Annotated in this window: 12 protein-coding genes; 4 read left to right on the top strand and 8 right to left on the bottom strand. The window is 39.3% G+C overall.

The window, feature by feature from the left end; genetic code table 11:
- Window positions 1-137 precede the first annotated feature (137 nt).
- On the bottom strand, window positions 138-701 hold the full coding sequence (locus ACFO3P_RS04210) for a sigma-70 family RNA polymerase sigma factor (protein WP_379542189.1): 564 nt from the start codon (window positions 699-701) through the stop codon (window positions 138-140).
- Between the two features lie 362 nt (window positions 702-1,063).
- On the opposite strand from ACFO3P_RS04210, the gene ACFO3P_RS04205 reads away from it, so the two are divergent.
- From ACFO3P_RS04205 to ACFO3P_RS04195, 3 genes are all read left to right on the top strand, one after another.
- Complete coding sequence (locus ACFO3P_RS04205; protein ID WP_042529621.1) at window positions 1,064-1,294, top strand: DUF1659 domain-containing protein; 231 nt, start codon at window positions 1,064-1,066, stop codon at window positions 1,292-1,294.
- Between the two features lie 34 nt (window positions 1,295-1,328).
- Window positions 1,329-1,541, top strand: coding sequence for a DUF2922 domain-containing protein (locus tag ACFO3P_RS04200; RefSeq protein WP_042529620.1), 213 nt, complete (start codon window positions 1,329-1,331; stop codon window positions 1,539-1,541).
- Between the two features lie 137 nt (window positions 1,542-1,678).
- Window positions 1,679-1,819, top strand: coding sequence for a YvrJ family protein (locus ACFO3P_RS04195; protein ID WP_084612819.1), 141 nt, complete (start codon window positions 1,679-1,681; stop codon window positions 1,817-1,819).
- Window positions 1,820-1,890: 71 nt separating this feature from the next.
- On the opposite strand, the gene ACFO3P_RS04190 is transcribed toward ACFO3P_RS04195, so the two are convergent.
- Window positions 1,891-5,118, bottom strand: coding sequence for a peptidoglycan-binding protein (locus ACFO3P_RS04190; RefSeq protein WP_379542188.1), 3,228 nt, complete (start codon window positions 5,116-5,118; stop codon window positions 1,891-1,893).
- Window positions 5,119-5,539: 421 nt separating this feature from the next.
- Here ACFO3P_RS04190 and ACFO3P_RS04185 point away from each other — a divergent pair, with 421 nt between their 5' ends.
- Entirely contained in the window at window positions 5,540-6,550 is a 1,011-nt protein-coding gene (locus ACFO3P_RS04185; protein ID WP_379542187.1) for a YheC/YheD family protein, read from the top strand.
- A gap of 61 nt (window positions 6,551-6,611) precedes the next feature.
- Here ACFO3P_RS04185 and ACFO3P_RS04180 read toward each other — a convergent pair whose 3' ends face one another.
- The 6 genes from ACFO3P_RS04180 to ACFO3P_RS04155 form a co-directional block, all read right to left on the bottom strand.
- Complete coding sequence (locus ACFO3P_RS04180; protein WP_379542186.1) at window positions 6,612-7,841, bottom strand: YheC/YheD family protein; 1,230 nt, start codon at window positions 7,839-7,841, stop codon at window positions 6,612-6,614.
- Between the two features lie 54 nt (window positions 7,842-7,895).
- Window positions 7,896-8,891: a hypothetical protein gene (locus ACFO3P_RS04175; RefSeq protein WP_379542185.1), complete on the bottom strand. Its 996-nt coding sequence runs from the start codon at window positions 8,889-8,891 to the stop codon at window positions 7,896-7,898.
- Window positions 8,892-9,002: 111 nt separating this feature from the next.
- Window positions 9,003-10,463, bottom strand: a complete 1,461-nt coding sequence (locus ACFO3P_RS04170) for an acylphosphatase (protein WP_379542184.1) — start codon at window positions 10,461-10,463, stop codon at window positions 9,003-9,005.
- Between the two features lie 151 nt (window positions 10,464-10,614).
- Window positions 10,615-11,865: a YheC/YheD family protein gene (locus ACFO3P_RS04165; protein WP_379542183.1), complete on the bottom strand. Its 1,251-nt coding sequence runs from the start codon at window positions 11,863-11,865 to the stop codon at window positions 10,615-10,617.
- A 127-nt stretch (window positions 11,866-11,992) separates the two neighbouring features.
- A complete protein-coding gene (locus ACFO3P_RS04160; protein ID WP_212929160.1) occupies window positions 11,993-13,024 on the bottom strand; it encodes a CapA family protein in 1,032 nt (343 codons plus the stop codon).
- Between the two features lie 330 nt (window positions 13,025-13,354).
- Entirely contained in the window at window positions 13,355-14,806 is a 1,452-nt protein-coding gene (locus tag ACFO3P_RS04155) for an acylphosphatase (RefSeq protein WP_212929161.1), read from the bottom strand.
- Between the last annotated feature and the right edge of the window lie 122 nt (window positions 14,807-14,928).

The following is a 14,928-nucleotide window of genomic DNA, read 5'->3' as shown; positions in this document are numbered from 1 at the left end:
AAAACTTCACTCAGGTATTTCCTCCCTGTTATATGAATATAACTCTTCTAAATTCCCTCCCTTAGATAGAAAGGACTATAATCGTCTAAAGTAATAATTATAGCCCTTCCATTTATGATGCGTGTGCTGAGTTCCTTTTAGCCCCTATTCCAATCCATTTTCCGAAGTTTACGTTTGGCGCTCTTTGCCCAGCTTTTTACTGCTTCCAAGCTTACCTGTTCTTTCTCTGCAATTTCCTGATTGGATAGTCCTTCTATTATTGCACAGTTAAACCAGATTTTTTGCTTCTCCGTCAACATCGATGTGAATTCAGAGAAATCGGTTTCACTTTCCTGATCTAGCTTTTCTTGCGGATTCGTTCCTCCTTCATTTTTAGAGAGTATTTTTTTCTTTTTCCCATCCATATAATTTCCTGCCTGCGTCTCTACTTCCTGCTGATGCCCCAGCTGCTCTATGTATTTCCTTTCCAAAATGGATTTATGGAATACATTCACCAAACGATTTCGAATTTCAAAATTCATGTATGTCGCTAATGGTCCTTTATCCGGATTATAGTTTTCATACGCTCTCCACATGGCTACAAGTCCTTCTTGAAAATATTCCCCATCCTTATCATTAATTTGCAGCCTTGCCATTTGGTAGTACACCCTACGCTGATTCTGTTCAATAAAATCCTCCAGTTCCCATTTCTTCTTTGTCATTTTTGAACTCCCCTTTCAATAGATTGCTTTTAATCTAGCAGAAGTTAAAAATTATGTCATATTGCCAAACTAGGATTTTCTCGGGGTAAAATGCGAGTTTGTCCGGGTAAACTGTCGTTTTTTAATAAATATGCTACCGTTTGACGCTACAAACGGTAATTTATAACTTATTTGACCTTTTTAATGACATTTTTCGACATTCGCTGTATGAACCCTGCTATAAAGTCTGATATAGAGCGTTTTATAGGATCATTCTTCCCTTTTTAAACAAGTAATTTTTTATCAAAACATAAAATCTTTTTATAAACATGCCCCTTTTTGTCTCTGAGAATTGAATATAAGTGTGAAAGGAGGTGATGAACATGGCAGTCGCAGAATTAACCGAATCGGTGTTGCAGCTTACGCTGAATGAAGGTGTAGACCCCATCACCGGCGAGTTTGTCCTAAAGCAAAAACGATTCAATTATGTGAAACCAGACGCTACTGCTGAACAGCTTTTATTAACAGCAAATGCATTCGCATCTGTTCAGCAGCATACCCTGTACGCAATCAGTCGTCGTGATGTTTCCGAAATTCATGAAAGAGAAGCTTAATGGGGGATTCCGTAAAGAAAGGAGGTGAGAACCTATGCGCAAGCTTGAATTGAAATTTGTAAATGAAGAAGGCCGTGTGGTAACCTACACGCTCGATCATCCTGTGGAACCAGCTGATCCAGCAGCTGTTCAGCAAGCAATGGATACCATTCTTCAGCAGGATGCCCTGTATTCCGCAAGCGGCGGATTAACTGAAATCCACAGTGCCCGTATCGTGGAACGTATTGTGGAAGATATTGAATTATAATCCTTTTATCGTAACAAGACTTTGGCCCGTGAGGAGAGTATCCTCACGGCATTGTCTTTTATTCTAGAAAATTCTTCTGTTATTCGTCTGAAAGCTTGTTCTTAAAATTTGTTTAAAAATCAAAGGTGGTGAATGCGATGGAGGCATGGATTTCTCTTTTAACCGATATTGGGTTTCCTGCTGCGGTAACCTTCTACTTGTTACATCGGGTTGAAGGAAAACTGAATCAGTTGATTGAGTCCATCTACTCGATTTCTATTCCAAAACGATTACATTAAAAAAGAGGATTTTCCCATGTTACGCCTGTGGGAAAATCCTCTTTTTTATTATTCTTGGAAAAATGCTGTTCTTATCTTCTTTCCAGATTATAAGATTGCGCAATGGCATCTGCTGTATATTGTGCCAGCTGCTTTTTATAGCTGTCACTTTTCAGCAATGCGTTTTCTGTGAAATTATCGATAAACAGATATTCAATAAGAATCGCCGGCATATCTGTGTTCCGCAGAACATTAAAGTTCGCTGACTTTTGTCCTCTGTCGGAAACATTTAAACGGGAAGAAATATACGAATGAATGTCATTTTGTCTATTTCTTGTTTCCTGAGAAACGCCCCCATTGTAGATATATGATTCAAACCCGCCTGTTGACCCATTAAAGGCGTTGTTATGAAAACTTACAAAATAATCAGCACCCCATCTATTTGCATGGTTTGCCCGTTCGGTTAATTCAACAAACACATCTGATCTTCTCGACATTTCTACTTCAACACCCTGATACTTACTCGTAAGTATCCGCTCTGTTTCCAGCGCAATGTCCAATACAACGTCTTTCTCGTTTAAGCCGTAGCCTTGACCGCCTGGGTCATGCGCTCCATGGCCTGGATCAAGAAAGATTTTTACATTCGATTGCTGATCAAACGCTTGATTGATTCGGCTTAAAGTAACTTCATCAATCATTCCATTTACTCGTAAGCCATTGTCTCTTTGGAACTGTTCTACTTTTTGCTCCATATAGCTGCCAAACAACGTGGTAATACTGATATAACCATAGCCCAGACTGTTTAACTTTTGTTTGATATCCGGGATGTCATTGTGACGTTTCCCTTGCTGGAATGGACTGTTAGATACACTGTTCAGCTTTATTTTTGTAGCATTATCGATTGTTCCATTGACGTTAAGTCCGTAGTATTCTTGGAATCTCTTTACTTGTGTTTCCATGAAACTTCCAAAGAGTGTCGTCTCTGTAATATAGCCAAAGCCAACCGCATTTAATTGCTCTTTATACGTCACAATATCTGCGTGTCTGTCTCCACGCTGGTACGTATCCTGTGGCGCTGCCTCATTTAATTTCGCTAACGTTACCTCATCTATGATTCCGTTTACCCGTAAACCATGATCTCTTTGGAATTCCTCTACTTTTTGCTCCATGAAGCTGCCAAAGAGCGTCGTGATACTTATATATCCGTAGCCAAGATTATTTAAATCCCGCTTCATATCCGGAATGTCATCGTGACGTTTTCCTTGCTGGAATGGGCTGTTATAGACACTTTCCAGCTTTTCTTTCGTTGCTTCGTCGATTTGACCATTAACGGAAAGCCCATAGTATTCTTGGAATCTTTTAACCTGTGTTTCCATGAAACTTCCGAATAGTGTCGTCTCTGTGATATAGCCAAAGCCAACCGCATTTAATTGCTCCTTATACGTCACAATATCCGCGTGTCTATCTCCACGCTGGTACGTACCCTGCGGAGCCAATTCATTCATTTTATCTAATGTTACTTCATCTATGATTCCATTCACTCGTAAACCTTGGTCGCTTTGGAACTCCTCTACTTTTTGCTCCATAAAGCTGCCAAAGAGTGTCGTGATACTGATATATCCGTAGCCAAGATTATTTAAATCCCGCTTCATATCCGGAATATCATCATGACGCTTTCCTTGCTGGAACGGGCTGTTATAAACGCTGTCCAGCTTTTCTTTCGTTGCTTCGTCAATTTGACCGTTAATGGAAAGTCCATAGTATTCTTGGAATCTTTTAACCTGTGTTTCCATGAAACTTCCAAAGAGTGTCGTCTCTGTGATATAGCCAAAACCAACCGCGTTCAATTGCTGCTTGAATTGAATCATGTCCTCATGTCTGTCTCCACGCTGATACGTATCCTGCGGAGCCAGTTCATTCAACTTAGCCAAAGTTACTTCATCCGCAATCCCGCTGACACGAAGACCATGATCTCTTTGAAATTGCTCTACTTTTTGTTCCATAAAGGTTCCAAAGAGCGTCGTGACACTGATATATCCATATCCAAGATTATTGAGCTTCTGTTTGATATCCGGGATATCATCATGACGTTTCCCTTGTTGGAACGGACTGTTATAGACACTGTCGAGCTTTTCTCTCGTGGCCCGGTCCATCTTTCCATTAGCAGGAAGACCATAGTATTCTTGGAACCGCGTTACCTGCGTTTCCATGAAACTGCCAAAGAGCGTTGTTTCTGTGATATAACCAAAGCCGATTGCGTTTAATTTTTTCTTAAACTTTACAATCTCTGAGTGTCTATCTCCCTGCTGATACGTACTTTGGGCAGCAAACGTTTCTACTTCGTTCAAACGCTGCTCACCAATTTCTTGGTCTTCTTCCTCGGATTCCGCGCCTTCCTCTGTTTCAGATTCTTGCTCTTCCTCGGATTCTGTGCCTTCCTCTGTTTCAGACTCTTGCTCTTCCTCAGATTCTGTGCCTTCTTCTGTTTCAGATTCCTGACCTTCTTCCGATTCTGCGCCTTCCTCTACTTCAGATTCTTGGCCTTCTTCCGATTCCGTGCCTTCCTCTGTTTCAGACTCTTGCTCTTCCTCGGATTCTGTGCCTTCTTCTGTTTCAGATTCCTGACCTTCTTCCGATTCTGCGCCTTCCTCTACTTCAGATTCTTGGCCTTCTTCCGATTCTGTGCCTTCCTCTGTTTCAGACTCTTGCTCTTCCTCGGATTCTGTGCCTTCTTCTGTTTCAGATTCTTGGCCTTCCTCGGATTCTGTGCCTTCTTCTGCCTCAGCATTTTGCTCTTCTTCGGACTCAGCGTCTTCTTCTGCCTCAGCATTTTGCTCGACTTCTTCCGATTCTGTCTTAAATTCTTCTGGCTTACTGAACTCCAGATGCGCTTCACGATCAAAGGAATCTTCCGATAGCAAATCTTCTATCATTTGCAGTGTTTCTTCATCTGCGATTCCTGTCTCTTCTATGTCATGAAAAGCTTGAAATACCTTTACAGATTCTTCTGTATGTAAGCCGAAATATTCTGTCGGGTCCTCTAACGCAGCAAATCCAAGCTCTGTTAAATCTTCTTTCAGTACTTGAATTGCTTCCTCTTCATCACCCAGCTGAAATCGTACTTCTTCTGGCTCTGCTTCATTGTCCGAAGCGTCCTGTTCCGCGTCTATTCTGTTGTTGTCTTCCTCTTCTATGTGCTCATCGCTCTGCTGACTTTCCTTCGATTGATTATTACTCATCGCGTACACTTCACCCGCAGTGGAAAATGGTGAAATAATCAATAAAGCAATGACTAGAAGAGGAATCCATTTTTTCCTCAAACTGCCGCACCTCCTATTAAATTTTACTTCCTTTCTTTGTATCGGCAGAAAACAGGTACTTATTTAGTATAAAAATCACAAAAATAAATACCACTCTACCAAAAGAACTGATTCACAAAGGATTGTTAAATCCAAAAATAAGTCAATGCACCTAAATTTTAATTATATGTATGGTTTAAAAATGATTTATCGTATGTAATTGCTATTATATTTTACCTATTTTTTTATTGGAAAATTAGACAGACTTATGTAAAAAATGTGAATCACAGATAAGACTAACAGAAAATTTGATTTTTAACAACATTTTTTGGAAGTTAAATTTTACTTATGCCTGTGCGTATGCTATTTTCTTAACTAAGCAGCATGATGAGGCAACGCTACACACCGTCCTATTTAACACCAAGATTACAGGAGGCGCGACATGTATATATGTTATATGAGGAATTTTACCAAACCACCCGAATATGTAAAATTATTAGCTAAAGCCGCGAAGTACTATCAAATTGAGGTTATCTACAGTCATCCGAAAAATGTGGATGTAGATAAAGAGGTGATTAACGGGTTTACGCTGCATGATAACAAATGGCGTGAGATAGAAATCCCTGTTCCTGCATATATTGACTTGAACAGTTATTGCTATAAATATAAAAATGTGGCTGCTTTCCTAAAAAAGAAAAGCACGCTGTTAAATCTGAAGGGATTTGGCAGTAAACTGAAGCTCTACAATACTTTGATTGAGGATGGAACGTTTGCAAAATATGTTCCGGATACGGCTCAAATCACGGACTTCGACTCTTTTATGCAGTTTATCCAAAAGCATCAGCGGGCTATTCTCAAGCCCAAAGTCGGCCACAAAGGAATCGGGGTCTATTTGGTCCATCAGATCGATGAAGATTCCTATCAGCTGTACGTCAATAATTCGGAAAAGATGCTGTCTGCGGAAGAACTCAAAGCTTATATCGAAGAATTAATAGATGATAAGGTATATTTAGCACAACAATATATTCAATCCCTGACCACGGAGGGCAGTCCTTTTGACTGCCGGATACGTCTAGAAAAAAATGGAGAGGGAAAGTGGGCTGTAGCCATTCCTCTGATTCGTATCGGTTCCAATAATAAGGTTGTTTCGAATGTGGCCCAAGGCGGCGGCGTACAAAAACTGCTTCCATTTATTAAATTTCACTATCCAGAGGGTTGGAAGGATATTAAAGCGGAATGTGACTATGTCGCAGAATATCTTCCTCCGAAATTGGAAGCTCTCTATCAAAAACAAACCTCCTGCCTTGGCATCGATATAGGAATCGATACGGATGGAAAAATCTATATTTTCGAGGTCAATGCTGCTCCCGGCGTGGAGTTTGGAGAAGCAGAAATTATTAACCTGAAAGCCGATTATTATCATTATCTTCAACAGCAAACAGCGGATGAATAATCAAAAGGAACGAAGCATGACTTCACAGTGTCATGCCTCGTTCCTTTTTTCGTTCCATTAATTAACTTTTCTTCACCAGCTTCTTCGCTTTTCTGAGAAACCCGGTCACCTTCCATGAGGTGCTGTTTATCATATCCTGGATCTGTTTTTCTTTTTTCGCTGTTTTCTTTGTTTCTTTGCTTACTGCTGTTTCTAATTGGGAATTCGCTATTTCCAATTGAGCAATCTTATGCTGGTCATCCTCGATTACATCGACCAGCTGCTTTACTGGATAATTTAATTTTTCTTTCATGACATAGGCATAGTAATTGCTTCGATGGAAGGCTGCTTCGGAGATAACGTTCTTGGTACCCGGTCCATCATTTGTTTCAAACAAATACAAATCGCCATTTGATTCGATGCCAATATCTATTCCCAGGTACATGATGTGTGTTTTTCTTAACTTCTCCATTTTCTTCGGCAGTGTCTTTCCTATCGTCACCAAATTACTGTAAATCGTCTCCCATTTATCTCCGTAGAATGCTTTTAAAAAGGCAACAGGCTCACTGACGCCGCCTCCTTGACTCACATTCGAGACAACAGACTGCCCGATTCCGATCCGTACATAGATTTTTGCAATCGACCATTTGCCGGCGCGGTCTCTTTCCACATGCACCCGAATATCAAAGGGATCACCCTGCGGTGTTTTGGACGCAACGTATTTTTGAAGAATATAATTCCTTTGCTGCAAGACCTCATCAAAAAATTCTCGCAGATCATTTAATGGAACATCCCATTCATTCCGCTGGTAGCCTATTGTAAAGAGATCTTCTCCGATTTTTTCAATAGAGTAGATATCCTTGCCCTTTATTCCATTTCCAGGCTTAATCACGACTTTATTATATTTCATTAAGTTTGGATAGACATCATCAAATGTCTTTACATTATGTGTAGGAATAATTAAATGAGCGAATTTCGGATCTTCCTTTAATATTCCTTGTAATTTCTCTTTATTTATCAAGTTCTCTCTCGTATCCGAAAGAAATGTCGTCTCTCTTAAAAAGTCCATGACTTCTTTATTATCTTTTTTAAAGCAATATATAGCTGCATCAATAAAAGGTGGAATATCGGTTTTTTTATCAACCCATTTATTATTAACCATTACTTTCCCATAAATCTTTCTTTCTTCGATACTAACATCTTTTGGTGACATATAAATAATTTCAATTCCGTATGATTTCGCTATTAATGCTGTCATTGTTGCCAGTTTTGTAGGTTTTTTAAAATTAGTCATAATACCTACTTCGTACATGGATATTCCCACCTTTTCATTCTTTTAACATGCCATTTGCTATATTCTTCATCGCTATTCTACTTTTACTGCTGCTGTGTCCGGGAATAATGCATCGACTACTTTCCCAATGACATCCCTCTTTTTTCCAACCCACGGGAAATGGTGCATGGTAAGCATAGGACCCAGAGGACCGACATTCATTTCCAAAATATGAATATCCTCTCCATTGATCAGAACATCCACGCCGCATATTCTTGCTCCCGGGATAGCACGAACCGCTTTTCTTACGATTTCTTTGATTTCAAAACTAATATCATCTGTTACATCAATGGCGTCTCCGCCTGTTGACACATTGGAATTCGACCTCAAGTATACCATCTCACCGTCGGCCGGGATAGTCTGAAATGTATAATTCAACTTAGATAATACCCGTTCAATTTCCTCATCTAATTTTATTTTAATATGAATGGGATTTTTTCTTTGCTCCCGTTCTTTGTTTTTCGTCTCTACTAATTCAGCAATGGTCGAAACACCATCTCCTGTCACATTAGCCGGGATTCGGTGTGCAACCCCTACAATTTCATTTTTTACATACGTAAAGCGATATTCTTTCCCGCTGATGTATTCTTCAATAAGCACTTCTTTATGTTTTTCGCCAACTTTATGAAAGCACTGCACAAATTCATCATAGTCCGTAAGTTTCACGTATACATCTGTACCTTTTGCATCGTTATATGGCTTTATCACGACTGGTAAAATTGGCTGCGCCCAAGCCCATGCCCGTTCGACATCTGTATTCGAAAACACGATGTTCTCTGGAGCCGGGAAGCCCTTCCCTCTCAGCATTCTGCTTGTGATTTCTTTTCGGTTCGTCACTTCAATGGCCAGCGAGGTATTATAGCTGTTTACAATCATTCCTCTTCTAATGAGGTACGACTTGCCATTGTACGCCATTTTAAATCTTTTATTCGGTAACGGGGTTACCTCGACCCCTCTTTTATGTGCCTCCAAGACAATCATTCGATTCGATCGATTTAATATTCTTCCCGTTAAATCCTTTGCCCTCATAATCTCCCACCTTATGTATCTGCCAGAGAAGACCTGATTGGTTTTATTCCCATTCTTTTTCGCGCCTTCTCTGGCAGGCTATTTAATTGCCTATTTATTCTTCTGACGGTTTCAGCGGCGGTTTGTCTTTGTGATGACCTGAAATCCGGTCTTTCTTGGCTCGTTGGTATAGACAAGATCCTGTTCTTCTACCTTCTCGACAGAGGACTTTTTATTTCCTTTCTCTACTGTCTTTTTGAATGTATCCAGGACTTCTTTTTCCTCGCCGATCAGGTAGACTTCCACCGTCTTTTTATTTATTTTTTTCGCATGGCCAAAGAGATCGTTCTTCAGCGCTTGTCTTTTAATAAAACCCAGATATCCTACCTGGTTCACTTTTCCGGTTACCGTATATTTTTTCGCATACATGTTAATTGCCGGTGTCCGGATCACTTTCATTTCATCTACTGCATATTTTTTTAATGGTTCTAACATGCAGAGATAGTCGAAATAAAAGTTGGATTTTTCTTTCCCGATTGTTTCCGGGAAGTAATAATCCATGATGGCACCAGGGACATCTCTTGCCTTTCCTTCTAAGGGGAACAGGTGAAAACCAATTTCTGCAGTTCCGTTGATTTCCAGCACCACGCCTTTTCGATTGTCCTCTGGATTGACGATAATATCTAACCCGGCATGCGGAAGCGATGGCAATGCCTTTAACGCATCTACGGCAATCTGCTTCACTTCATCTGTCAATTCATCCGTTGCCTCGATTGGATCTCCGCCAGTAGACAGATTGCTTTTTTCCCTTAAGAAGACCTGCTCGTCTTTTGCCGGAATACTGTCTACTGTATAGCCGGCTCTTTTCAACATGGAATTCACTTCGTAATCAACCTCTATAGGCTTTGTTGCTAAATATGGATTCTTTTTTCTTTCGTTATTTTTTAGTTCAATCAATTTTTCAATGGTGTTTATCCCATCTCCAACCACATTGGCAGGAATCCGGTTCGTCGCGCCAATAACCTTATCGCCGACAACATATACACGGTATTCCTTGCCGCCGTAGTGTTTTTCTACAATATATTGACGGTAGGAATAGCTGTTTCTTAATTCTTTTAAAACAGCAGTCAGTTCCGCTTCATTATCAATATTGGTGTAGACGCCTTTTCCCATGCTGCCTTTTAATGGTTTGATAATAACCGGGTAACCAATCTCATTCGCGTAATCAATGATCGCTTCATCTGTTTCTAATGTCTTCCCTTTAGGGACAGGTACATTCCCCTTTTCAAGAAAAGCTTTTGTTTTTTCTTTATCCAGACATATCGTGACTGATTTATTGGCTACTTTATCCCCTCTGGAGCGATAGAAATAATGTAGCGTATCTCCGTTGCTTAAAGAGTAGAATTTCCCGTGCGTGCTGCTGAACATACGATGCAGTTTGCAAAGACTGGATTCATCTCTGTACCATTTTAATTCTAATCCTCTTCTCCATCCTTCTAAAGCGATTAAATAACCGCATAGCTGATAGCCAGTCACATCATTTACAGCTTCCTTTGTCAGTGTAGGAAGGAGTTCTACTTGTTGTGTTTTCATAAAAACAGTCCCCTTATTCTACTTTTAGTTTTATTTTAAAGTGCATGTAATAGAATACAATTCGCTATTTGTCCGGGTTTTAGGGACATATCATACGCTTTGATCGATTTCAATTCTATTAAGTTTTCTTTATATTGTTACACGCATATGGCTATTTCTTTACAAATATTTTTTTAGTTTTTCTCAAAATGCCTGTCATTTTCCAGGAGGTACTATTCAGCATATTATTCAGCCGTTTTTCTTTGCTGGTGAGTTCTTTCTCTTTTTGAACCATTTGTTTTTCCATACCAGTGAGTGCCTCGTCTTTTTCTCTTATTTCTTTTTGCATTTGAGCGATTCTGTCCGAAAGGGATTCTACCTCTTCCTTTGCATCCTTCACTTGAATATTTAATTTTTCGCTTAACACATACACGTAGTAATTGCTTCTAAAATAGGCTACATCGGATTTTAATGCTTTGGAGCTGGGACTGTCATTCACTTCAAACAAATAAAAGTGTTCGCCGCTTTGATCGATGCCAACATCCAGCCCTAATGTCATAATATCTTTTCCTCGCAGCTCTTCCATTTTTTCCGGGATTATTTTTCCGAGTTTTTTTAAATATAGATAGATTTCCTGCCATTTATCCCCGTAATTTGCTTTTAAAAATTCTCTCGTATCACTGACGCCTCCGCCTTGGTTCACATTGGAAATAACGGACTGTCCGATGCCAATCCGCACATAAATCTTAGCAATTGCCCACCGGCCTCTGCCATTTTTTTCTACATGTACCCGGCAATCAAACGGATCGCCCTGAAGCGTTCTTGATACAACGTATTTTTGAAGGAAGTAATTTTTCCCTTTTAACGTAGTATCGAAAAATGATTTCAGTTCATTTAAAGGAATCTTCCATTTTTCTGTATTAAAACCAATTTGGAATATATTCGCTTCTACCTTTTCTATAAAATAGATATTTTTACCGCGCAGCCCGCTTTCCGGCTTCAGCACGACTTTTTGGTACTGATTCAAGTAATGATGTAAATCTTCAACCGTCTCCATCGGATGCGTAGGTATCATTAAATGAGAAAACACCTCATCCTTACTTAATACCTCTTGTAAATATTCTTTCGTGATGACATTTTGTCGATCTTCGGATAATAACGTCGTTTCTTTTAAGAAATCCATAACTTCTTTCGTTTCCTTTTTAAAGCAATACGGAACGACATCGATAAAAGGAGGAATATCCGTCTCTTTATTCACCCACTTATTATTGACCAGTAATCTTCCATATACTTTTTTCTTTTTTATATCGACATCTGCCGGGTTCATATAGAGCAATTCGATTCCATATGACTTGGCAATGAGTGACGTTGTTCTGGCCAGTGAATCCGGTTTTTTTAAATTGCGCATATAGCCTACTATCATCTACAATCCTTCTTCCTGTTGTTTGATAATATCGAGTTTATTTATGATTATAGATATTTTGATCCAAATACAATTTTCCAATTAAAGTGATGAAATCTAACCTATGAAAGGAAACATATTGCTTTGCTTACCTGAGTTTAAAGTCTGGAACCCATTGTGTTAATCTGTTTTTTAGCTCGGTATATATCTCTAAACTGTCAAATGTGCCAAAGTCTGTTTTGATATGGCGATTTTCTTCGATATAATCCCGGAATAAATGCATTTGAAACTCGGTATTGTTCACATCATCGACGAAGGTTAAATCCATTTCAGGCTGTCCGATTGTAACTTGTCCGTCTTCATTTTTGCTTATGTCCAGAGAGAGCACCCCTCCGATTTGCCGGTAGACCCCAAATTGCCCGGTATACAGATTCCCGAGAGAATAGATCGCCAATGATTTGTTTGCCCGGGAATTCAGTATCCACTGCGCCGGCTGCAAGACATGCGGATGATGTCCAAGGATAATATCTGCGCCAGCATCTGATAGAGATGTAGCTAGATTCACTTGAAATGATGATGGATTTAAAGCATACTCTGGTCCAAAATGCACGGCTGCAATTACCACATCCACCTTTTCTTCTTCCTTTAAGCGCTCAATTGTTTTTCTGACAGGGATGGTTGATCCGCCGATGATTCGGTTTAATAAATATCTTTTTCCTTTAGGAAAATCCTTATTATTGGAAACCGTTGAATACGACAGCACGGCCACTTTAATACCATTTCGCTCAAATATCCGGAATGTGTCCTTGTCTGCTTTGGACTTGTGGGAACCTACATAAGGCAAACCAATTTTTTCAAGGTTCTCAATGGATTTCAATACGCCCTCTTCTCCAAAGTCAAAGCTGTGGTTATTGGCATTGGTAACGATGTCTGTGCCAAATTCCTTTAAGTTTTCTGCAATCTCAATCGGGTTATTAAATCTTGGGTACGTCGCAAGCCCAAATTCTTCCCCAGCTACGATTGATTCTAAATTAACAATCGACAAATCTCCCGCTTGTAATAATTCCTTTACGGGAGCCATCTTATCCCGGAAGTCATATTTTCCGTTTTTTATACATTTATCATATACCCTGTCATGTAGCAGAACATCTCCAGTAGCTACTAATTTCATCTGTGACATACTTATACCTCCGCCATCCGTTATTTAAACCTTCTATGAATCTGTGCTTTCACATTGTTATATGTAAATATACTGTACCAAAAAAGACACTTTTTGACATGATTTTATGTATTTTTCAAAAATTTCGTGGCTGTTTAGATGGTCTTTTTGCTTAGTGTTTATTTTAACAAAGTAGTTTCATATATAATGATAAGGAAAATATTGGATTATAATAGATTCTTTTAAACTCATCCATCTTATCATTTCGAAAAGAAAAATGAACTATTTCAGCGTATATCTACTCCAAATAGTTCATTTTATGATAGTTCTTTTACAGTTAGTAGATGCTAATCAGGATGTTGTGATAACTTTAAACCCTGTTTTCCTTGGCCTGCCAGAGAGTTCAAGATCTTTTTCTCTAATATTTTTGACGACAGATTTTTTCGATCCTTTTTTCACATATTCTTTAAATGCATCTAATTCTTCTTTTGATTCTCCGATAAGGAAGATGTCGACGGTGTTTTCATCTATTTTTTTCACATAGCCATATAAATTTCTTTCCAATGCAAATCTTTTTATTTTTGTCATATACCCCACTCTGTTTAATTTTCCAGTTGCCGTATATTTCTTTGCATACTTTTTATTCAATGGTGTTTTAACGACCTTTATCTCCTCAACCGCTCCCGTTTTTATCGGTTCTAAGATGCTCAGGTAATCGAAATAAAAATGTGTTCTCTCAGCGCCTGCTGTTTCCGGGAAATAGTAATCAATGAGCGCTCCAGGAATGTCCTTCGCTTTCCCGATCAGCGGAAATAGATGGAAGCCAATTTCAGCCGTTGCATTCACTTCTAATACGACCCCTTTTGTATTATCCTTCGATTCTACAATAATATCTACTCCGGCATGCGGGATGGAAGGAAGTGCTTTTAACGAGTCGACCGCAATTTGTTTCACCTCATCTGACAGTTCATCGGTTGCCTCAATCGGGTCACCGCCGGAAGAAAGGTTACTTTTTTCCCGCAGAAAGATTTGCTCGCCTTCTTTTGGAACACTGGTTACGGTATATCCTGCTCTTTCCAGCATATAGGTCACTTCATAATCTACCTTTATCGGCTTTGGCGCCAAATACGGATTCTTTTTTCTTTCCTCATTCTTGATTTCAATTAATTTTTCAATCGTGTCAACCCCATTCCCTGTGACGTTTGCAGGGACTCTGTTTGTGGCGCCAATCACTTTATCTCCGACGACATAGATACGGTATTCATTGCCCTCATAATGTTTTTCCACTAAATATCGGCGGTAGGAATATTTTTTTCTTACTTCCTTCAGAATAGTTACCAATGTTTGTTCATCCGAAATATTGGTATATACGCCTACTCCCATGCTTCCGCTTAACGGCTTGATAATGACAGGATAGCCAATCTCATTCGCATAGTTAATAATTTCTTCATCGCTTTCCAAAGCTGCTCCAAGCGGCACCGGCACATCATGTTTTCGCATATAGGATTTGGTTTTTTCTTTGTTTTGACAAATACCTATCGTTTTATTGGCTACTTTATCGCCTCTGGAGCGCAGGAAATAATGCGTTTTTTCTCCATCACTGAGAGAGAAAAATTTCCCGTGTGTGGTGCTGTTTATTCGATGCAATTTACATACGCTTGTTTCATCACTATACCATTTTAATTCTAAGCCTCTTCTCCAGCCCTCCAAAGCTACCGCATAAGCGTCTAATTGAAAGCCTGTTATATCTTTCACTACTTTTTTTGACAGGTCGGGAAGAAGTTCTGCTTCTTGAGATTTCATAACCATTCTCCTTCATCTTTGTATTCACTTGTTTCTCATCATACATGTGAACAGGAATATTTCTATCTGCGGCTACTATATGTATTTGGATTATTTATTATCTGCTCTATATATGACTCTAT

Origin of the sequence: Oceanobacillus aidingensis, from assembly GCF_042654105.1 — a bacterium.
GTDB classification, from domain to species: domain Bacteria; phylum Bacillota; class Bacilli; order Bacillales; family Amphibacillaceae; genus Oceanobacillus; species Oceanobacillus oncorhynchi.
This window is presented reverse-complemented; position numbering and strand designations above follow the sequence as displayed.

Coding starts and splice junctions, on each gene's coding strand:
- ACFO3P_RS04210 (WP_379542189.1), bottom strand. CDS start 701: ATGACAAAGAAGAAATGGGAACTGGAGGATTTTATTGAACAGAATCAG.
- ACFO3P_RS04205 (WP_042529621.1), top strand. CDS start 1,064: ATGGCAGTCGCAGAATTAACCGAATCGGTGTTGCAGCTTACGCTGAAT.
- ACFO3P_RS04200 (WP_042529620.1), top strand. CDS start 1,329: ATGCGCAAGCTTGAATTGAAATTTGTAAATGAAGAAGGCCGTGTGGTA.
- ACFO3P_RS04195 (WP_084612819.1), top strand. CDS start 1,679: ATGGAGGCATGGATTTCTCTTTTAACCGATATTGGGTTTCCTGCTGCG.
- ACFO3P_RS04185 (WP_379542187.1), top strand. CDS start 5,540: ATGTATATATGTTATATGAGGAATTTTACCAAACCACCCGAATATGTA.
- ACFO3P_RS04180 (WP_379542186.1), bottom strand. CDS start 7,841: ATGTACGAAGTAGGTATTATGACTAATTTTAAAAAACCTACAAAACTG.
- ACFO3P_RS04175 (WP_379542185.1), bottom strand. CDS start 8,891: ATGAGGGCAAAGGATTTAACGGGAAGAATATTAAATCGATCGAATCGA.
- ACFO3P_RS04170 (WP_379542184.1), bottom strand. CDS start 10,463: ATGAAAACACAACAAGTAGAACTCCTTCCTACACTGACAAAGGAAGCT.
- ACFO3P_RS04165 (WP_379542183.1), bottom strand. CDS start 11,865: ATGATAGTAGGCTATATGCGCAATTTAAAAAAACCGGATTCACTGGCC.
- ACFO3P_RS04160 (WP_212929160.1), bottom strand. CDS start 13,024: ATGTCACAGATGAAATTAGTAGCTACTGGAGATGTTCTGCTACATGAC.
- ACFO3P_RS04155 (WP_212929161.1), bottom strand. CDS start 14,806: ATGAAATCTCAAGAAGCAGAACTTCTTCCCGACCTGTCAAAAAAAGTA.